Below are 18267 nucleotides of genomic sequence, written 5' to 3' on the forward strand. Positions count from 1 at the left end.
CCCCGCGGAGCGCCCGGCGCCCGGCGGACTGCTTCAGCGCGCCACGCTCAGCGACAGCGCAAAGCGCCCCTCCGCGTCGGTCCACCAATTCGTCAGCTCCAGCCCCGCGGCGGCCAGTTCGCCCGTCACCCCGTCCCGCCGGAACTTCGCCGACACCTCGGTGCGCAGCTCCTCGCCCGCCGCGAAGTCCACGGCCAGATCGAGCGCCGGCACCTTCACGGTCTGCGCCACCCGGGAGCGCAGCCGCATCTCGATCCACTCGTTCTCCGCGTCCCACAGGGCGACGTGGTCGAAGGCTTCCGGGTCGAAGTCGGCGTCCAGCTCCCGGTCCACCACGGCGAGGACGTTCTTGTTGAACTCGGCCGTCACCCCGGCCGCGTCGTCGTACGCCCGGACCAGCACCCCCTCGTCCTTGACCAGGTCGGTGCCGAGCAGCAGCGCGTCGCCCGGCGCCAGCCGCCGCCGGACCGAGGCCAGGAACTCCGCCCGCTCGGCGGGCAGCAGGTTGCCGATCGTGCCGCCGAGGAAGACCAGGAGCCGGGGCCCCGGCGTCTCGGGCAGCTCCAGGCGGCCGGTGAAGTCGGCGATCAGGGCGTGCACGGACAGCCCCGGCCGCTCCGCGACGAGCGCCTCCCCGGCCTGGGTCAGCGCACTCTCGCTGACGTCGACCGGGACGTACACCTCAAGTCCGGTGAGCGCGTCGATGAGGAGGCGGGTCTTCTCGGAGGAGCCCGAGCCCAGCTCCACCAGGGTGCGGGCACCGCTCGCGGCGGCGATCTCGCCGGACCGGGCGCGCAGGATCTCCCGCTCGGCCCGGGTCGGGTAGTACTCGGGCAATTCGGTGATCTGCTCGAACAGCTCGCTGCCCCGGGCGTCGTAGAACCACTTCGGCGGCAGCGTCTTGGGCGTGGCGGTGAGGCCGGTCAGGACATCGGCGCGCAGCGCGGCGTCCGTCGCGTCCTCGGGAAGGGTACGGGTGACACGGAAGGGACTCACGTACAGGGCTCCTTAGGTGGTACCGATGCCAGGTCCTCGACCGGGTTCTCGACCGGGTCCTCGACGGGCGTGAGAGCGACGCCCGCGCGGCTCGCGGTGAGCAGCGTGCGGTCCGGGACCTCCTGCCAGCGCGGGTCGTCGTCGTACGGCTCGGAGGCGACGACGGTGCGCAGGCCGGGTTCCGCGAGGTAGTGGAGGCTGTCGCCCCAGGCGGTGGCGGTGATGGTCTCGCCGTCGGTGAGGAGGAGGTTCAGGCGGGCCGTGGGCGCTGCCTCGGCCACCTGCTGAACCGTTTCGGCAAGGGCCGGGCCCGGCTCCGTACCGGACCGCAGCCGGTGCAGGGCCAGCGCCCAGACGAACGCCGAGTCGGTGCGGGCCTCCATCGACAGCAGGTCGGCCGGGGGCAGCAGCGGGACCAGGGGTGCCATGGACCCCGGCCAGCCGGGGATCGCCCCGTTGTGGCTGAACAGCCAGCGGCCCGCGGCGAACGGCGCCGCCGCGGCCTCCCCGTCCGCGCCCGCGAGGGTCGCGTCCCGTACGGCGGCCAGCAGTGCGCCGGTACGTACGACCCGGGCCAGGTCGGCGAAGGACGGGTCGGCCCAGATCGGCCCGGCGCGCCGGTAGCGGGCCGGCTGCGGATCACCCGGGGCGTACCAGCCCACCCCGAAGCCGTCCGCGTTGACCGTCCCGTACCGCTGCATCCGGGGAGCCCAGGACTGCCGGTAGAGGGAGTGTTCGGGCTCCACGAGGAGCCGGCCGAGCGGCTCCTCGGCTCCCAGGCAGGCGAGGTGACGGCACATCAGGCGGTCTCCGCGTCACGGGCGGTGCGGAAGCCGGAGAAGATCTGCCGCCGGATCGGGTAGTCCCAGTTGCGGAACGTGCCCCGGCAGGCCACCTGGTCCACGGCGAACGAACCGCCGCGCAGCACCTTGTACTCGGGGCCGAAGAACACCTCCGAGTACTCCTTGTACGGGAAGGCGGTGAAGCCCGGGTACGGCTCGAAGTCGCTGGCCGTCCACTCCCACACGTCACCGATCAACTGCCGTACGCCGAGCGGGGACTCGCCGTCCGGGTAGCTGCCGGCCGGGGCCGGGCGCAGGTGCCGCTGGCCCAGGTTGGCGTGGTTCGGCGCCGGGTCGGCGTCGCCCCACGGGTAGCGGCGGGACCGGTGCTCGCCCGGGTGGTGCCGGGCGGCCTTCTCCCACTCGGCCTCGGTGGGCAGCCGGCGCCCGGCCCAGCGGGCGTAGGCGTCCGCCTCGTACCAGCACACGTGCAGCACCGGCTCCTCGGGCGGCACGACCTCCGTGACCCCGAACCGGCGGCGCAGCCACTGGCCGCCGTCCCGGTGCCAGAAGTGCGGCGCGGAGATGGAGTGTTCCCGGATGTGCGCCCAGCCCTCCGGCGTCCACCAGCGCTCGTTCTCGTAGCCGCCGTCCTCGATGAACGCCAGGTACCGGCCGTTGGTCACCGGGACGGTGTCGATCCAGTAGGGCGCCACCTCCCGCCGGTGCGCGGGGCGTTCGTTGTCCAGCGCCCAGGGCTCGGTGGAGGTGCCCATGGTGAACGGGCCGCCGGGGACCAGGACTTCGGCCGGGCCGGTGAACGGCGGCACCGGGGCCGGGTCCGGTGCGGTCAGGGCCTGCGGGCCCCTGCGGAGCTGATGGGTGATCAGCATCGTCTCGTCGTGCTGCTGTTCGTGCTGCGCGATCATCCCGAAGGCGAAGCCCGCCTCGGTCAGCCGGGTGCCGCCCTGGAAGGCCGAGCTCTCCAGCAGGTCCAGCGCCCGGCCGCGCACCTCGGCCGCGTAGTGCCGGGCCTCGGCGGGCGGCAGCAGCGGCAGCGAGGGCCGCTCGGAGCGCGGGTGCTCGAAGGCGTCGTAGAGGCTGTCGATCTCCGGGCGCATCGCCTCCCGGCCGCCGACGTTGCGCAGCAGCCAGAGCTCCTCCTGGTTGCCGATGTGCGCGAGGTCCCAGACCAGCGGGGACATCAGCGGGGAGTGCTGGGCGGTGAGGTCGGGCCCCTCCACGCAGCTGGTCAGCAGCGTGGTGCGGTCGCGGGCCGTGGTGAGGGACTTCAGCGCCCGGTCCCGCAGGGTCTCGATATCGATGTCGGCGTCGGTCTCGGTCATGCGCTGATGTCCTTCCCATGGGCGCGACCGGCCGTGCCGCGCAGTCGGTCCAGCAGGTCGTCGGCCGGGCAGCGGCCCCGCAGCACGTACCGGTCCCGGAACGCCGCCACGGCGTCCGTCACCTCGGGGGCCGCGCCGATCCTCGGCAGGGCCTCGAGGGCTGCCGTGAAGCAGGCGACGGCGGCCTCGTGCAGCTCGGGGTCGCGGAGCCCGGACCGGGCCGCGTCGATCCACAGCGGGTTGTTCGGGGCGGGTCGCGGCCCCGCCCGCTCGGCCAGCGGTTTCACCGTCCGGTACGCGGTCTCGGCGGCCTCCGGGTCATCGAACAGCGCCGCCGTCACCGCCAGCGGCACGATCCACCCGTCGTCGCCGGGCTGCGCGTCGATCATCCGCAGCTCCAGATGACCGCGCGGTCTGACCGGCGGGAACAGCGTCGTCAGGTGGTACGCGAGATCCGCGCCGGTGGGCGGGGCGGGCGTCCCCGACCGGGTCCAGGCCCGGAAGGTCAGTCCCTCGGGGACCTGCCAGGGGCCGCCGTCCCGCCGTACGCACATCACGGGTGCGTCGAGGACGTGCCGGGCCCATGCGGTGCGCGGGTCGCCGTCCAGCGGGGGCGCGCCCGCGCGGCCCGCGCCGATCTCCATCCACAGCAGCTGGCGGGTGGAGAGCCAGCCGGTGGGCCGGTGCCCGACCAGCGGGGAGTTCGCGAACGCGGCCACCAGCACCGGGCCGAGCTGATGGGCCAGCCACCAGCGCCGGGTGTAACCGAGCGGGCCGGGCTCCTCGTGGCCGGCGTCCAGGCAGACCTGGACGGACGCCGAGGAGCACATCATGTGGCGGCCCGCCGTGCCGGTGCGGTCCAGGCAGCTCTCCATCGCGTCGTAGCGCGGTTCGCGCAGGAAGCGGCGGGGGGTGTGCCAGGGATCGTGACCGACGCCCACGAGTCCGAGGTCCTGTGCGGCGAGGACCTTGCGGACGGCGTCCAGGTCGGCGGCGACGGTGCCTGTGCACTCCGTGAGGGAGGCGGCGGGCGGCGAGCTGAGCTCCAGCTGGCCGCCGGGTTCGACGGTGAGCGCCGACCCCAGGGGCACCGTGCGCAGTGCGGCGTAAGCCGCTTCGAGTCGTTCGGGTGTCACCGGGAGCTGCGGTGTACGCAGCTCGTGAACCAGCCATTCCACCTCGACCCCGAGCGTGCGGGGCGGGCCGGTCTTGAAGCAGATGCCCTTGACCAGGGCCTCCACCTCGGCTTCGGTGACAGTCGTGCGGTCGTCCGAGAAGTCGGTTTTCACCGACCCGTCGGTACAGTCGCCGCTGTCGGATATCGAGTCGGACATGTAGGGATCCTCCTGAGATTCCACCATGCCACCGTCCCGGCCGTGGTTGCGTCCGGGGCGGCATCGTCCGTCCCACCCAAGACCTTCACGTCCGTTCGCACAAGGGCACCTATCGGTACGTTCTAGATCGGTAACCTCTGCTTCCCTGCCGCTTCGTTGCTCCTTCGTCGCGTGTTTCCGGCCGTTTCGGGCCAGGGAAACTCCGTTGCACGGCACCACCAGCATCGCCCAGGATGCGTGCATGAGCACGACGGGGGAGGCCGCGCGGGCCGCGGTCATGGCGTCCACGGGGGTGGCGCCATGAGCGCGCGCCTGCGCGGCATCGCACGGCAGACCGAGGAGATCGTGGCGGCGGGGAGCTACCGCGCGCCCGACGGCCGCGAGGTCCTGCTGGCCGCCGACATCGCGGCCGCACGGGCCGGGACGCGGCTGTACGGCCCGGAACCGGTGCCGGTCCCGTCGGCCCCGGAAACCGTCCCGCCCGCACCGGACGCCGTCTTCGAGGTCACCGGCGAGAGCAGCCTGGAGGCCGCCCGCCGGCTCGCCGACGCCCCGGTGGCCGTGCTCAACTTCGCCTCGGCCCGCAATCCGGGCGGCGGCTTCCTGAACGGCGCCCAGGCGCAGGAGGAGGCCCTGTGCCGGGCCTCCGCGCTCTACACCTGCGTGCGCGAGGCCGCCGCCTACTACGAGCACCACCGCGCGCACCGCGACCCCTTCTACACGGACCGCGTGATCCACTCCCCGGCCGTCCCGGTCTTCCGCGACGACCGCGGCGCGCTCCTCGCCGAGCCCTACCGCGCGGGCTTCCTCACCGCGGCCGCGCCGAACGCCGGGGTGATCCGCCGTACGGCCCCGGAGCGGACCGGCGAACTGCCCCAGGCCCTCGCCGTACGGGCCGAACGGGTGCTGGAGGTGGCCGCCGCGCACGGCTACCGGCGGCTGGTGCTCGGCGCCTGGGGCTGCGGGGTGTTCCAGAACGACCCCGCGCAGGTCGCGGGCGCCTTCCGGGGGTTGCTGGGCCCCGGCGGACGGTTCGCGGGAACCTTCGAACACGTGGTGTTCGGGGTCCTGGACCGCACGCCGGGATCCGTGGTCCGGGAGGCCTTCGCGGAGGCGTTCCGGACCGTCGGGGTCTGAACGGGACCGCGCCCCTGACGGGGCGCGGTGAACCAACCGCGCGCCCGGCGGAGCGCCCGGCTCACTTCCAGCCGTAGCGCTCGTGCAGCCGGTGGCGCACGAGGTTGAAGCGGCCCCGGTCGAGTGCGCAGGCCTCGCGGCGCATGCCGTCCTCGTGCAGGCGCAGGACGCGGTCCACGTCCACCCAGGAGTCCCGCCCGGTGCGGTCCCACGGCCCGCTGCCGATCGCCACCCACTCGCGGTCGTTGTCGTGCCGCTTGCTGGACAGCTGGACGGCGAGCAGGGTGCCGGCCGCCTCCCGGGCGACGACCAGCACCGGCCGGTCCTTGCCCCGCCCGTCGTTCTCCTCGAAGGGCACCCAGGTCCACACGATCTCACCCGGGTCGGGGTCGCCGTCGTGGGCGGGGGCGTACTCGGTGCGCACCGGGCCGACCTCGCGCGGGTCGGCCTCGGTGGTCGCGGTGGGGCCGTACCGGCCGGGGATGTTCTCGTCGTCGATATACGCAGTCACGAGGGCACCCTAAGGGGCCTCAGCCTGCGAGAACAGGCGGGGTGCCGGTGCGGTGCAGTTCCCGCCTCGATCAACTCACCGGTGACGTCGGGGCGTTCGAGGTGTGGCAGGTGACCGGCCTCCGGGACCGGCTCGAACCGGCCCTGCGGGAAGGTCTTCGCGTAGGCGGCACCGCACGCGGGCGTGACGATGCGGTCGCTCTCGCCACCCTCGCGCAGTGGGACGCGCTGCGTGCCGTCGACCGGTCGCCGGGCACCTCGGCGCGCGAGCCGGCCGCGGCCACCTTCCAGGGCGAGCAGGCCTTCGGCACGCTGGTGGAGCGACTGGTCGCGCAGGGGCCGGTGGAGCGGCGGCCGGGCCACGGGCGGCGGATCCGGCACCACCTCACCGCCGACGGGGAGCGGACCCTGGCGGCCGGGCACGGGGTGGCCGGCGAGGTGCTCGCCGACTGCTTCACCGGGCTGCCGGCGGAGGAGCGGGCGACGCTGCTGGAGCAGCTGGGGCGGAGCGGGCGACGCTGCTGGAGCTGCTGGGGCGGCTCAACGCGCAGGAGTGAGAACGGGGGTGCCCCCGGCCGCGGCCGGGGGCACCCGTGCGCTCCGGTTGTTCGCCGGCTGCTACTCGCCGCCCCCTTCCACCTGCACCTTCTGCGACGGCGGGGCCGTGACCCCGTTCAGGGCCGGTGAAGTCCCGCTCGGCGTCTGCCCGTTCTGGTTCATCGACGCGAGCAGCTGGCGGGCGAGGCCGAGCCCCGTGCCGCCCATGGTGAGCGCCTTGGCGAACAACTCGGCCATGCCGTCGGCGCCGTTGAGCAGCACCATGTTGTCGACGTTGCCGAAGGCGGAGGCACCGGCCTTGACGATCTCCGGCCAGTTCTCGGCGAGTTGCTGGGCGACGACCGCCTCCTGGTTCTCCGCGAGGGCGGCGGCACGGGCCTTGATGGCCTCCGCCTCCGCGAGACCCTTCGCCCTGGCCGCCTCGGCCTCCGCCAGCCCCTTGGCCTGCGCGGCGGCCGCCTCGGCCTCACCGGTGGCCCGGGTCGCCGCCGCACTGGCCGCACCCCGGGACTTGGTCGCCTCGGCCTCGGCACCCGCGGCCGCCTTGACCCGGGTCGCCTCGGCCGCGGCCGCCAGCTCCGTCTCCTTCGCCTTCGCCTGGGCGGCGGAGATACGCGCGTCACGCTCGGCCTCGGCCAGCGTCCGCTTCTCGTAGGCCTTGGCGTCGGCCGGCTTGCGGACGTCCGCCTGGAGCTGCTGCTCGCGCCGGTGCGCCTCCAGTTCGGCGACCCGCGTCTCCTGGACCACGACCTCCTGCCGGGCGGCCGCGTCGGCGAGCGGACCGGCCTGACGGGACTGGGCCGCCGCCTTGTCCCGCTCGGCCTGGTAGCCGGCCTGGAGGATCTCGCTGTCCCGGGTGGCCTCCGCCATCCGGGCGAACGACGCCTGCTCCGCCTCCGTGGCGAGCCGGTTCGCCTCCGCCTGCGCGATCCGCGCGTCCCGCTGCACGGCCGCCGCGTGCGGCATCGCCAGGTTCTGGATGTACCCCGTCGGGTCCTCGATCTCGTGGATCTGCAGGGAGTCCACGATGAGCCCCAGCTTCTCCATCTCGGTGCCGCAGGCGGCCCGGGTCTGCCCGGTGAGCTTGTCCCGGTCGCGGATCATGTCCTCGACCGTCAACCCGCCCACGATGGACCGCAGATGACCCGCGAACACGTTGTGCACCCGCTCGGACATCATCTTCTGCTGGTCCAGGAAGCGGCGGCCCGCGTTGGCGATCGACACGAAGTCGTCACCCACCTTGAAGATGACCACGCCCCGCACCTTCAGCGGAATGCCCTGCTGGGTCACGCAGTCCACCGACAACTCGGTCTCGTTGAGATCCAGGGACAGCTTGCGCACCGCCTGCACGCCCGGCAGCACCAGCGTGCCGCGCCCCGTGACGATCCGGAACCCCATACCCTCTTCGAGACCCTCGGTCCGATGCTTCGAACCGGAGATGATGAGCGCCTCGTTCGGCTCGGCGACCCGCCACATCATCTTGAACACACCGATCAGCACGAGAACGGCGAGAACCGCCACCCCCGCAACGACGCCGACAACCATCGGCATACGCCCCCTTTGAATGGTGCCCTTTCGGCACCGAACGAAGGGAGTGTGCGCCCGTGCGAGCGCCGGGTGAAGACGCTGACGATTCCTTGTTGCAATCTTGACGCATGCGCCCCTCACCTGGGGCTTAGCCTGCTCAACTGTCGTATGCGGGCGTGACGTAGACCGTCCGCGGCGGCAGGTACTCGACCACCATCACCACCGTGCCCCGCTCGATCCGGCCGGTGCCGTCGGCGGCGTACGCGAGGAAGTGCTCGGCGCCCCCGCGGACCCGGACGATCACCTCGCCGACGAGCCCGGGACCGACCGTTCCGCTGACCCGTCCCACGAGCCCGACCATCGACGCATCGTCCATGGTCAGAGGGTACGGGCAGGTCAAGCGGCAGGAAAGTGACTTGCTCCTGCGGCGGGCAGGTGACCTGCTTCTGCGGCGGGCGAGTGGCCTGCTCCCCGCCTGTTCTTACGCGGCCGGGGCGTCGACGGCCGTGGCCCGCGGCGGCCAGAGCTCGTGCCAGCGCAGTTCGGCCTCCAGCCGGCCGGCGACGGAGACCAGCAACGGCTCGCTGTCGGCCGGCCCGAGCAGCTGCGCGCCCACCGGCAGCCCGCCCCCGACGAACCCGGCGGGCACGTTCACCCCCGGCCACCCCAGCACGTTCCAGGGCCAGGCGTAGGGGCAGGCGGCGATCATCGCCCGGTCGGTGGCGAACTGGCCCAGCCCCAGCAGCGCGCCGACGCGGGGCGGGGGAGCGGCGGTGGTCGGCGCGAGGACGAGGTCGTACGACGCGAAGAAGGCGCCGATCCTGCCCCGCAGGGTGGCCTCGGCGCGCCGGGCGGCCCGCAGCGGGGCGCCGCCGAGCAGCCGGCCCAGGCGGGCCGCCTCCAGGGTGCGCGGGTCGAGAAGGTCCGGGTGCGGCGCCTCGCGGACGCGCTCGGCGATCCCGGCCGTGGCGCGCGGGACGAAGGTGAGCCCGATCTGGCCGTAGGGCGGGTCGGCCTCCTCGACGGTATGGCCCAACTCGGCCAGCGTCTCGGCCAGTTCGAGGACGCGGGTGCGTACCTCCGGCTGGAGGCGGGCGGGGAGCGCGGTGAACGGCGGCTTGAGGGCGAGGGCGATGCGCAGCCGCCCGGGATCGCGGCCGACCGCGTCGCTGAGCGTCAACGGGCGTGGCTGGTGCGGGTCCTGCGGATGGTTCCCGCTCGCCGCGTCCAGCAGCAGGGCCGCGTCGGCGACCGTGCGGGCCAGGGTGCCGTTGACCGTGATGCCCTGGAAGGACTCGCCGCGCGGCCAGGTGGAGATACGGCCGCGCTGCGGTTTGATGCCGACGAGGTGGGTCCAGGCGGCCGGGATGCGCACCGATCCGGCGCCGTCCGAGCCGAGCGCGGCCGGTACGAGACCCGCCGCGACGGCGGCCGCCGACCCGCCCGAGGACCCGCCCGGAGTGTGCTCGGCCTGCCACGGGTTGCGGGTGGCGCCGAAGGCCGGCCCCTCGGTGAACGGCCACTGCCCGAGCTCGCACGTATTGGTCTTGCCGACGATCACGGCCCCGGCCGCGCGCAGCCGCCGTACCGCCTCGCCGTCCGCCGCCGCCGGCGGGAACTCGCCCGGACAGCCGAAGGCGGTCGGCTCGCCGGCCACGTCCGTGTCGTCCTTCACCGCGACCGGCACCCCGAGCAGCGGCCGCCGCACTCCGGCGGCCAACTCCCGGTCGGCGGCGTCCGCTTCGGCGAGGGCGGCCGTACGGCGCACGATCCGGAAGGCGTTGAGGGAGCCCTGGGTGGCCTCGATGCGCGCGAGACAGTCCTCGGTGAGCCGGCGGGACGTCAACTCACCTGCGGCCAGGGCACGTACGGACTCGGCAAGGCCTCTGGAACGGTCGTACGGCATACGGTGACCCACCTCCGGGGCGCAGCGTTTACCGGAGAGTAACGTCGATCCGGATCCGGCAGGACAGGTTTCGCACAGCCGGTGTCCAGCTGCGCCTCAGTCCTGCGTAAAGCATTGACGTGCACCTGGCGCAACTTCTACTTTCTGCGTCGACTTATCGAACCCAGTTCGAAATGCCGGACGCATCGCCGTGTCCGTGTCTGCACGAGCCCCGGAGAGCCGCCGTGACCACACGTCCCCCCACCCCGTCCCGTCGCACCCTGCTGCGCGCGCTGGCCGCCCTGCCCGCGACGGCCCTGGCCCTGGGCGAACTGCCCGGCCTGCTCGGCACGGCCGACGCCGCCGCCCCCGCGAGTGGCTACGCCACCCGCTACACCGTCGTCCCGTTCCTCAACAGCGACGACGGCACCGTGAACGTCTACCAGTCCGACGACGCCACCGACTTCCGCCTCCTGCAGTCCTCGGCCTACACCCCGCCCAGCAACCGCATCCGCGACGCGAGCATCTTCAAGCACACGGACGGCTCTTACTACCTCACCTACACCACCCACACCTGGGAGGACGAGAGCACCACGATCGGCTTCGCCCGCAGCGCCGACCGGGTCAACTGGACGTTCCTGTACGACTACACGGTCCCCATCACGAACCTGTCCCGGGCCTGGGCGCCCGAGTGGTTCGTCGACAGCGACGGCAGCGTCAACGTCATCGTGTCCTGCTCGACCACGGACGACGAGTGGATCTTCACCCCGTACGTCCTGACGGCGACCGACTCCGCGCTCACGGCGTGGACCTCACCGACCGCCCTCTCCGGCATCGGCCCGAACCACATCGACACGTACATCGTGAAGATCGGCTCGACCTACCACGCCTTCACGAAGAACGAGACGGCGAAGTACATCGAGTACGGCACGGCCGGCAGTCTCACTGGCCCCTACACGATCACCGGGACCGGCGACTGGGCGGGCTGGGGCAGCTACCGAGAGGGCCCCTCCGTGATCCAGCTCGACAACGGCGGCCGGCGGATCTTCTTCGACGGCTACGGCGACGGCAACTACTACTACAGCGACAGCTACGACACGTTCGCCACGTGGTCCACGCCGACCGCCCTGCCGATCCTCTCGGGCACGGCCCGGCACTTCACGGTGATCAAGGAGACGGTGCCGGGCGGCCCGTCGGTGACGAGGAACGCGACCCGCTCCCTCCAGTCGGTCAACTACCCCACCAGATACTGGGAGGAGGTGTCCGCCCTCCTCAACCTCCCGGTGGTGACCAGCTCCAGCACCACCGCCGACAAACAGGCGGCCACCTTCACGGTCGTCGCGGGCCTCGCCGACGCCAGCGCCTGCTCCTTCCGCGACGCCTCCGGGAACTACCTGCGCCACTACGACTTCCGCGGCCGCTTCGACACCGACGACGGCACGACGACCTTCGCCCGGGACGCCACGTTCATCGCCCGCACGGGCACGGCCGACGGCTTGCTCCGCTTCGAGTCGTACAACTACCCGGGCTACTACCTGCGCCACTACAACTACCAACTCCGCGTGGACCTCTCGAACGGCACCGACCTGTTCCGGCAGGACAGCTCGTTCGTGCCGGTGACGGCCTGGGCCTGAGCTGCACCGCTGTTGACCTGGGCTGACGCCTCGACGGTCCGTAAGGAGTGCCCGCAAGTTGCCTCGACTTCCCGGGATTTCCCGCGGAAGTGTGCACTGGTTGTGCTCTGGGCGCGGGGCGGGGGAGGGGCGGATGACCAGGCGCGAAGGGGCCCGGCGAGCAGCAGGACGCTCGCCGGGCCCGCCACGTCGAGGCGTGGATACGGCTCCTGTGCGGTCTCGGGTGCCGAGTGTGTGCAGGTAGAGCACGTAGGCCAGGACTGGCTCTGTCCGCGGTGGTCAGCGGTCGGCCAACATTTCATGGGCCTGCCGGAGGCCAGTCGGAGGAGAACTGCGGCGGCAGGCGGCAGGCGGCACCGGTCAGCGGGCGGTGGCGAAGTCCTGGGTCCAGTAGCTGTTGGGCTGTGCGAGACCGACGCCGATCTCCTTGAAGGTGCAGTTGAGGATGTTGGCCTTGTGGCCGGGGCTGGCCATCCAGCCGGCCATGACCTGATCGGCAGAGGCGTAACCGTAGGCCACGTTCTCGCCGTAGGCGCTCCAGGTGTACCCGGCGCTGGTGATCCGGTCTCCGGGGGAGGAGCCGTCGGACCCGGCGTGGGACATGTTCTGGTGAAGCGCCATGTCCTCACTGTGCGCCTGCGCGACCTTGGACAGGGTCGTGTTCAGGGTCAGGGCCGAACAGCCGGCCTTGCTGCGCTCGGCATTGACGAGTTCCAGGATGCGAGCGACGACTCCGGACGCCGTGGCGGTGGCCTTCGGGGTGCTTGACGGTTTGGGGGCCGCGGAAGCGGTGGTGGTGGGCTTCGGGGTGCTGGGCGACGCGGTGGTGCTGGGCTTGGGAGCGGTGGTCCGTGTGGTGTGCCGAGGCGCTGTGGCCTTCGGCCTCGGCGCGGTGGTCTTGCCGGCGCTCGCAGGGGAGCGGGAGGTCTTCGTGGCGCTCGCGGATGCGCTCGGGGTCTTCGTGGCGCTCGGCGCCGCCGATGCCGTCCGCGAGGGCTCGCCTGCCTGGCTGGCGTTCCAGGGGCGGCCCCAGTTCGCGTCGTTCCACCAGCCCCTCGTGTTCCACGAGTCCTTCGTTGCGCTGTTCCCGGCGCTGTTGGACCGGTGTCCGCCGCTGTCGGGCCAGTTGGTACAGGCCATGGCGGCGGACGGTATGCCCACGGTGCCCACGGCGACGGCGGCGATGACTATCCGCCGGTAATGCGTGTTCTTGCGATGTCTACCCATGCGTAACCCGCTCCTGAGCTGCGGCGTCGTCCTGCGGGGAGTCATTCTTAGGACGCCTTCACATGGAGCGCAAAGGGCCTCGGTACTAGCTCGCTTCGTAGGCTTGGGCGGGCTCTTGCCAGGGGAGTGGGGCGCGCTGGTCCGCTTGCCGGGGCCGCTGCGGAATTCTGTCGCCCCGTCAGGATCCCTGCCAGTGCGCAGAACGGATGAAGGCGGCCGGCGGGCGGAGAGCCGCGAATCAGGGCGCGACGCAAGCGCGCCCCAAGCCGGACAAAATCCCATATGTCGCGAGGGTGATCTCTACTATCTGGCACGCCTAGGTCCCGATTTGGTGTGACTGATGTCACGGAAACATGCGCTCTGGTTCTGCGGCGGGACAAGGGCGCCCACGAAGACCGCCAGTGGCGGCGGCACACGGTTCAGGCGCAGCGGACAGAACAGCAGGAGGCTGACCGCGATGATCGCCGGAGTCGTCGGGCAGCCGTAGCGGTCGCCGTGGACGCCGGGTCTGCTGAAGCACGAGAGCGGTGTCGGCCGTCGCGTGAAGTGGGCGGTCCGTGCCGGTGGCCGGCTGGCCGACGGTGGAAACAGGGTGCGGTCGGCTGAGCTTGGGTGATAGGTAGGCGATGTGACAGAGAGCCTTGAGTTTTCCACCCTGCTGCAACTGATCGACGAGCGGTCGGCCGCGTTCCGGAGTGCGGTTGCCGCCGGGCCCGGCCTTGACACGCCGGTGCCGTCCTGCCCCGAGTGGACGTTGTTCGATCTGGTGCAGCACCTGGGTACGGGCCAGCGCTGGTGGGCCGCGATCGTCGCCGCGGGCCCGGCCGAGGCTCCGCCGGCCAAGGAAGCCGCGGAGGCGCCGCGCGAGCCGGAGGCGCTGCTGGGCTGGTACGCCGAGTCGAACGAGCTGCTGCTGAGTGCGCTGCGCGCGGCCGGACCGGAGCGCGCGTGCTGGGCGTGGTGGGCCGCCGGCGTGTCACCGGCGAACGCCTGGGGCGTCGCCCGGCGCCGGGTGCACGAGGTGCTGGTGCACACCTACGACGCCCAGCTCGCCGCAGGCGCCGTGCAGCCGATGCCGGCGGGCCTCGCGATCGACGGCGTGGCCGAGTTCCTCGACACCTGCAACTCCACCCCGGCGGCCTGGCCGCACGAGGCTGCCACCATCCACTACCACGCCACCGAGGGCCGCTCGTGGCTCCTCGCGCTGGACGGCACCGGCGCCTGGCCCGCGCCCCTGCCGGACGACGCCGGGCCCGCCTCCGCTTCGGCCACGGGCACCGCCGAGCAGCTGCTCCTCTTCGTCTGGGGCCGCCTCACGCTGAGCGACCTGAAGATCCGGGGCGACCGGCAGGTGTTCGAGCACCTGATCGCCTGGGAGCCCGAGGAGTAGCCGGCCAATACCGCCGGCGGACGGCCTCGTACAGCTCGGGCCCGAGCGCCTCCCGCAGCACAGCCGACTCGGCCAGGAAGGGGATACGGCTACGACCAGGCTTTCTGCCGGGTGCTCTCAGTGGGCGCGCTGACCGCGCCACCGCACTCGGGGAGGTGGGGTGCAGGCGATGCGGCCTGTGCCGGTTGCGCAAGTTCTCGTGGCAGGTAGCGGCGATGACGTCGTCCAGTCGGCACACCCCGATCGGGCACGCCGGCGCCGTACGCCGCAGGAGTCGGCGAGTACGTCCTGCCGGTCGACCGGCCGGTGTGGACGTCGGTTCTGGTGGACGCGCCGGCGATGTTCGACGTCGAGGAGAAGTCGGCGCGGCAGTCGCCGGCGCGCACCGCTGCGGAGGGCCGGCTCGTCTCCGGCCGGGTGGGCCGCCGGGTTCGCTGGGTGCTCACCCCGCCCGGACGGCGGCAGGCCGTTGAGGACTGGGTTCGCCGGGAGCTCTCCATGTGTTTCTCAGGCACCCATCGGCAGACCGCCCGTATGGAGAGACAGCCGCGCCGACACAGGATGTGAGGGCTCACGACGTCCTCGGGCCCCGGCGGTGATGTCCACGGGGCAGGAGGCGGACTGGGAGAACGCGCCCGCCTCGTTTGAGGAGTTGTCCGGAACCCCGGCGCCCGGTGGGTTGCCCGACGCGGCGTTGACGCCCTGCTCGGAGCGCCTGGGGCGCGGGACTCGCCCGGCGCCTGGTGGCGAGTCCACTGCCCCGCGGGGGCGTGTGTTCCGGCACGTCGTCCGTCGTCGAATACGTGTGGGGAAATCATGATCTTGTTGGACGCCTCGCCCTCTGCCGTAGCGGATCAGGCGCGCGGAAAGAATGTGCAACGGAGGTGCCGGAGTCTTCGCTCGCTGCGCTGCCCCGTAGGTCAGAGGACTGTCCCGGCAGGACGGTTCGTTCGTTCCGGTGACGCCCTGGGGGCTGATCTGCACTGTGACGCGATTGCGGCCGCTGCCGGGCAGGGTGGCGGGGCGTGAGTGAGTGTCAGGTCCATCATGCCTGCTCGGACGTGGTCTGCGGTAGGACGGAGGGCACGTCCGTTCAGGCTTGTCCGGGGTGGCGGTCTGCCCGCAGACTCTTCGTCATCCACTCTCCGACGTACGTGTCGGCATCCGTTCCCGGATGCCGACACGTACGTCGTGCTGTCTCGTCGTGGGACGGGTGCAGGCGGAGGGCGGGGGAACGGAGGGGGATCGGTGGATCAGGACATGGTCATGCGGGCGAGGGTCCAGCTGCTCAGTGCCAACCGGCGGGTGGTGGGCGGCACCGAGGGTTTGCGGATCTACCGGCTGCTGGCGCAGGTCGAGCCGGAGGTGTACGGGTCGAAGCTGGCGTACGTGCTGGTGGAGGCCAGTGCGTCGCCGCTGGTGCGGGAGCTGCCCGGACAGCGGCTGGCCCTGTTGGACGAGGCGGTTGCCGTGGCGTCGGCTCTGGACGTCGCGAATCCCTACCGGGCCAAGGTGCTGGCGAAGGCGCTTGCCGCCGGGCGGGAACTTGTGGAGCGGCAGACACAAGGGCACGAGACGGATGCCTGTGCACCCGGGGACGCCGTCGGCTCCAGTGCCGCGTACATGAGGTGAACCGTGGCCACCGGAGGCCGCGCCGGGTGCCGAGGCGCCCGGATCAGACCGTCGGCCATGCGGCGTGCGGCTCTTGACGCACCGTCAACATCTGTCGTTCATCGCATACATGGAGGTTGCGGGCGAGAGTCGTAGGAACGTGGCGGAACTCTCGTGACATGCCGGGCGCCTGACTCCCGCCGCAGTCCGCCGGTCGGACCGGGACAGGGTGCCTCTTCCCGCTTGCCGGGGGAAGGGGCACCCTGCCCTTCTCCTTGAGCGCCCTGGCCTCGCTCGGGCCGTGCACGCGGGCACGCCGCCTGCTCCGCCGGCGCTGTTCACGATCGTTGTGCGGAGCTACGGGAAGGCCGTGGCGGGCCGTCGGGTACGGCCGGCGGAACCAACTCGGCCACGAGTGCGGCGACCTGCTCCGTCTCGGTCAGGAAACCGTCGTGCCCGTACGGGGATTCGATCACCCGGACGTCGTCCGCCGTGGCGACACCCAGCGCATCGGCCAGCCCCGCCTCGGCCGCGGCCTGGTCGCGCTGGGTCAGGAACGGGAAGGTGCCGCCCCAGCGGTGACGTCCGTCGGGACGCGGCGAGGCCGGTCCCGGACTGTCCTGGCAGCCGCCAGGGACGTTCGGGGCGACGACGAACCACCGGCCGGTGTCCAGCGCCGGCCCCGGCCCGACCGGCCCGGCCCGGCCCGACCAGCCTGGGGTCGGATGGCCGGGCGTGGCGGTTCCCCCTCCCGCTATCGCCTGTTGCGACCGTGCTGGTCGCTTCGAAGCGGACGGCGGGTTTGTCGTGACGGGTGGCGACGGCCCGGTGGCGCTTGAGGCGATTGATCCCGCACTCGACTGCGTGCCGCTGCTTGTAGTCGTCCTTGTCGAACGTCGGCGGCCGCCCGCCACGCGATCCGCGCTTGAGCCGGTTGCGGGCGCGGTCCGCCTTCGTGGGCGGCCCGTGCGTCCGGCGTCGGACCGGTTGCCGAACCCCGGTGCTCGCACGGTGTCCCGGGCCGGGAGCACGGGACCGGCGGACGGTTGCCGGAAGCGGGCGGCGGCTCGGTCCCGGCTTGAGGCCGTCGGCGTTCGGATGGACAGTGAGAATCATGAACCGGCACCGGCGGCCAGCACGGAGGGCTCCGTGGATCGCGGGCGGAGCGGCCGTGGTCGCCCTGGGCGGCGGTCTGGCAGCCTGGGCGCTGCTGTCGTCCGACCACGGCGGCAGCACCCCCCACGCGACGTCGTCACCCGTGGTGACGCCGACGGCGTCGACGCCGAGTCCGTCCCCGTCCGCTTCGCCGCGGTCGTCGGCCCCGAGTTCAGCGGCTCCGAAGACGCCGAAGCCCACCCACACCCCCGCACCCAGGCCCACCCGGACCGCACCGCCGGTGCCGACCGCCACCCGGCCGGCGCCCCACCGGACACAGCCCGTCCCCCCGCCGCCGGTGCACACGCCGACCACGAAGCCGGCACCGCCCCGCACACCGACGCCCAGACCGTCCGTGACCCCGCACCAGCCGAGTTCGCCCTCGCCGTCCCTCACGACGACCAGGCCCAGTGCACCCCCGCTCTCGCCGTCCCCCATGACGACCCGGCCGAGCCCGCCCCCGTCCTCGCCGTCCCTCACGACGGCCCGGCCGAGCCCGCCCCCGTCCTCGCCGTCCCCCGCGACGACCCGGCCGAGCCCGCCCCCGTTCACCTCACGGCCCGCACAGCCACCCGGGCCCGTGACGCCGGCCCCGACGACCACCGGCAATGCACCGGGAACGACCACCTGGGTCACGTCGCCGGAGGCGGTGGCCGCCGCACAGCGGATGACGGCCGCCCGTGCGGTCGGCGACCCGGTCTGCTCGCTGTCGGCCGTGGGCCAGCCGAACCCGAGCCTCGTGCCGCAGGTCGGGCGCATCGGCATCGGGCACTACGGCGACTACTGGTGCCTGATCTGGTAGCCCGCCGAAGGCACCGCCGCGGCCGGTCCGTGCCGACGCGCAGCCATTCCGGGGGCCGCACTCGTGCGAGCCGGAGCGACGGGGGCGGGCAGGGCGTCATGCGGGGCTTTCCGGTGACGCGTTCACCCGAATGGGCGCCTGAGGGACCGCGCTCCTGCGTACCGCGTGCCGTCCCCTGATCGGCCGAGCCCCGTCGGCCGGACGTCCGGACCGTCCGAGCGGCCCACATGGGAGGACAGTGCTCGGGTGACGGCGCAGGACGGCGACGCAGAGGAGTCGGACGCCATGCCCGCTGCCGGATCACCGGTTCGCCGAGGGGGCCGAGGCGCGTGTGTGGACGAGGCTCCCCGTTCCTGTCCCGTAGGGACCGGGG

General features: G+C 72.7%; 15 protein-coding genes and 2 pseudogenes. 7 read left to right on the forward strand and 10 right to left on the reverse strand.

Annotation, left to right across the window (positions count from 1 at the left end; genetic code table 11):
* Positions 1–33 precede the first annotated feature (33 nt).
* From egtD to egtA, 4 genes are read right to left on the reverse strand one after another with little or no spacing between them, the layout of a single operon-like run.
* Positions 34–996 carry an L-histidine N(alpha)-methyltransferase gene (gene egtD, locus ACIQVL_RS21265; RefSeq protein WP_403476073.1) on the reverse strand — a complete coding sequence of 321 codons (963 nt, stop codon included), beginning with the start codon at positions 994–996 and terminating at the stop codon, positions 34–36.
* The gene (gene egtC / locus ACIQVL_RS21270) at positions 993–1796 is read right to left on the reverse strand and encodes an ergothioneine biosynthesis protein EgtC (protein WP_403476074.1); all 804 of its coding nucleotides are present in this window, start codon (positions 1794–1796) and stop codon (positions 993–995) included. Before egtC ends, egtD begins: the two co-directional genes overlap by 4 nt.
* Positions 1796–3124, reverse strand: coding sequence for an ergothioneine biosynthesis protein EgtB (gene egtB / locus ACIQVL_RS21275; RefSeq protein ID WP_403476075.1), 1329 nt, complete (start codon positions 3122–3124; stop codon positions 1796–1798). The genes egtC and egtB overlap by 1 nt, the downstream gene beginning before the upstream one ends.
* On the reverse strand, positions 3121–4458 hold the full coding sequence (gene egtA / locus ACIQVL_RS21280; RefSeq protein WP_403476076.1) for an ergothioneine biosynthesis glutamate--cysteine ligase EgtA: 1338 nt from the start codon (positions 4456–4458) through the stop codon (positions 3121–3123). The genes egtB and egtA overlap by 4 nt, the downstream gene beginning before the upstream one ends.
* A gap of 300 nt (positions 4459–4758) precedes the next feature.
* Here egtA and ACIQVL_RS21285 point away from each other — a divergent pair, with 300 nt between their 5' ends.
* Positions 4759–5595, forward strand: coding sequence for a TIGR02452 family protein (locus ACIQVL_RS21285; protein WP_403476077.1), 837 nt, complete (start codon positions 4759–4761; stop codon positions 5593–5595).
* Between the two features lie 61 nt (positions 5596–5656).
* Here the strand turns inward: ACIQVL_RS21285 and ACIQVL_RS21290 are convergent, their stop codons facing one another.
* Complete coding sequence (locus ACIQVL_RS21290; RefSeq protein ID WP_403440035.1) at positions 5657–6106, reverse strand: type II toxin-antitoxin system PemK/MazF family toxin; 450 nt, start codon at positions 6104–6106, stop codon at positions 5657–5659.
* A gap of 143 nt (positions 6107–6249) precedes the next feature.
* Here ACIQVL_RS21290 and ACIQVL_RS21295 point away from each other — a divergent pair.
* Positions 6250–6612: pseudogene (locus ACIQVL_RS21295) on the forward strand (MarR family winged helix-turn-helix transcriptional regulator); the annotation flags it as partial.
* 111 nt (positions 6613–6723) lie between these two features.
* Here ACIQVL_RS21295 and ACIQVL_RS21300 read toward each other — a convergent pair.
* From ACIQVL_RS21300 to ACIQVL_RS21310, 3 genes are all read right to left on the reverse strand, one after another.
* Complete coding sequence (locus ACIQVL_RS21300; RefSeq protein ID WP_403440034.1) at positions 6724–8214, reverse strand: flotillin family protein; 1491 nt, start codon at positions 8212–8214, stop codon at positions 6724–6726.
* Positions 8215–8347: 133 nt separating this feature from the next.
* On the reverse strand, positions 8348–8566 hold the full coding sequence (locus tag ACIQVL_RS21305; RefSeq protein WP_403440032.1) for a hypothetical protein: 219 nt from the start codon (positions 8564–8566) through the stop codon (positions 8348–8350).
* A gap of 105 nt (positions 8567–8671) precedes the next feature.
* Entirely contained in the window at positions 8672–10096 is a 1425-nt protein-coding gene (locus ACIQVL_RS21310) for an amidase (protein ID WP_403440030.1), read from the reverse strand.
* Positions 10097–10320: 224 nt separating this feature from the next.
* On the opposite strand from ACIQVL_RS21310, the gene ACIQVL_RS21315 reads away from it, so the two are divergent.
* A complete protein-coding gene (locus ACIQVL_RS21315; protein ID WP_403476078.1) occupies positions 10321–11709 on the forward strand; it encodes a glycoside hydrolase family 43 protein in 1389 nt (462 codons plus the stop codon).
* A gap of 360 nt (positions 11710–12069) precedes the next feature.
* Here ACIQVL_RS21315 and ACIQVL_RS21320 read toward each other — a convergent pair whose 3' ends face one another.
* The gene (locus tag ACIQVL_RS21320; protein WP_403440027.1) at positions 12070–12936 is read right to left on the reverse strand and encodes a CAP domain-containing protein; all 867 of its coding nucleotides are present in this window, start codon (positions 12934–12936) and stop codon (positions 12070–12072) included.
* A gap of 628 nt (positions 12937–13564) precedes the next feature.
* Here ACIQVL_RS21320 and ACIQVL_RS21325 point away from each other — a divergent pair.
* The 3 genes from ACIQVL_RS21325 to ACIQVL_RS21335 all read left to right on the forward strand — a co-directional run bounded on the left by ACIQVL_RS21325 (position 13565) and on the right by ACIQVL_RS21335 (position 15958).
* Entirely contained in the window at positions 13565–14326 is a 762-nt protein-coding gene (locus ACIQVL_RS21325; RefSeq protein ID WP_403476079.1) for a maleylpyruvate isomerase family mycothiol-dependent enzyme, read from the forward strand.
* Positions 14327–14614: 288 nt separating this feature from the next.
* Positions 14615–14893 (forward strand): hypothetical protein, encoded by a 279-nt coding sequence (locus tag ACIQVL_RS21330; protein WP_403476220.1) that lies wholly within the window; start codon positions 14615–14617, stop codon positions 14891–14893.
* 681 nt (positions 14894–15574) lie between these two features.
* Positions 15575–15958 carry a hypothetical protein gene (locus ACIQVL_RS21335; RefSeq protein ID WP_403440025.1) on the forward strand — a complete coding sequence of 128 codons (384 nt, stop codon included), beginning with the start codon at positions 15575–15577 and terminating at the stop codon, positions 15956–15958.
* Positions 15959–16434: 476 nt separating this feature from the next.
* On the opposite strand, the pseudogene ACIQVL_RS21340 reads toward ACIQVL_RS21335, so the two are convergent.
* Positions 16435–16695, reverse strand: a pseudogene (locus tag ACIQVL_RS21340) (homoserine O-acetyltransferase); the annotation flags it as partial.
* Between the two features lie 977 nt (positions 16696–17672).
* On the opposite strand from ACIQVL_RS21340, the gene ACIQVL_RS21345 reads away from it, so the two are divergent.
* Positions 17673–17894, forward strand: coding sequence for a hypothetical protein (locus tag ACIQVL_RS21345; RefSeq protein ID WP_403476080.1), 222 nt, complete (start codon positions 17673–17675; stop codon positions 17892–17894).
* Positions 17895–18267: the final 373 nt, after the last annotated feature.

The sequence above is a fragment of the Streptomyces sp. NPDC090499 genome, from assembly GCF_044769305.1.
GTDB lineage: Bacteria > Actinomycetota > Actinomycetes > Streptomycetales > Streptomycetaceae > Streptomyces.

Bases quoted from the DNA above. Each gene is read 5' to 3' on its own strand.
- ACIQVL_RS21310 (WP_403440030.1), bottom strand. From the start codon at position 10,096: ATGCCGTACGACCGTTCCAGAGGCCTTGCCGAGTCCGTACGTGCCCTG.
- egtC (WP_403476074.1), bottom strand. From the start codon at position 1,796: ATGTGCCGTCACCTCGCCTGCCTGGGAGCCGAGGAGCCGCTCGGCCGG.
- egtB (WP_403476075.1), bottom strand. From the start codon at position 3,124: ATGACCGAGACCGACGCCGACATCGATATCGAGACCCTGCGGGACCGG.
- ACIQVL_RS21305 (WP_403440032.1), bottom strand. From the start codon at position 8,566: ATGGACGATGCGTCGATGGTCGGGCTCGTGGGACGGGTCAGCGGAACG.
- ACIQVL_RS21320 (WP_403440027.1), bottom strand. From the start codon at position 12,936: ATGGGTAGACATCGCAAGAACACGCATTACCGGCGGATAGTCATCGCC.
- egtA (WP_403476076.1), bottom strand. From the start codon at position 4,458: ATGTCCGACTCGATATCCGACAGCGGCGACTGTACCGACGGGTCGGTG.
- ACIQVL_RS21300 (WP_403440034.1), bottom strand. From the start codon at position 8,214: ATGCCGATGGTTGTCGGCGTCGTTGCGGGGGTGGCGGTTCTCGCCGTT.
- ACIQVL_RS21285 (WP_403476077.1), top strand. From the start codon at position 4,759: ATGAGCGCGCGCCTGCGCGGCATCGCACGGCAGACCGAGGAGATCGTG.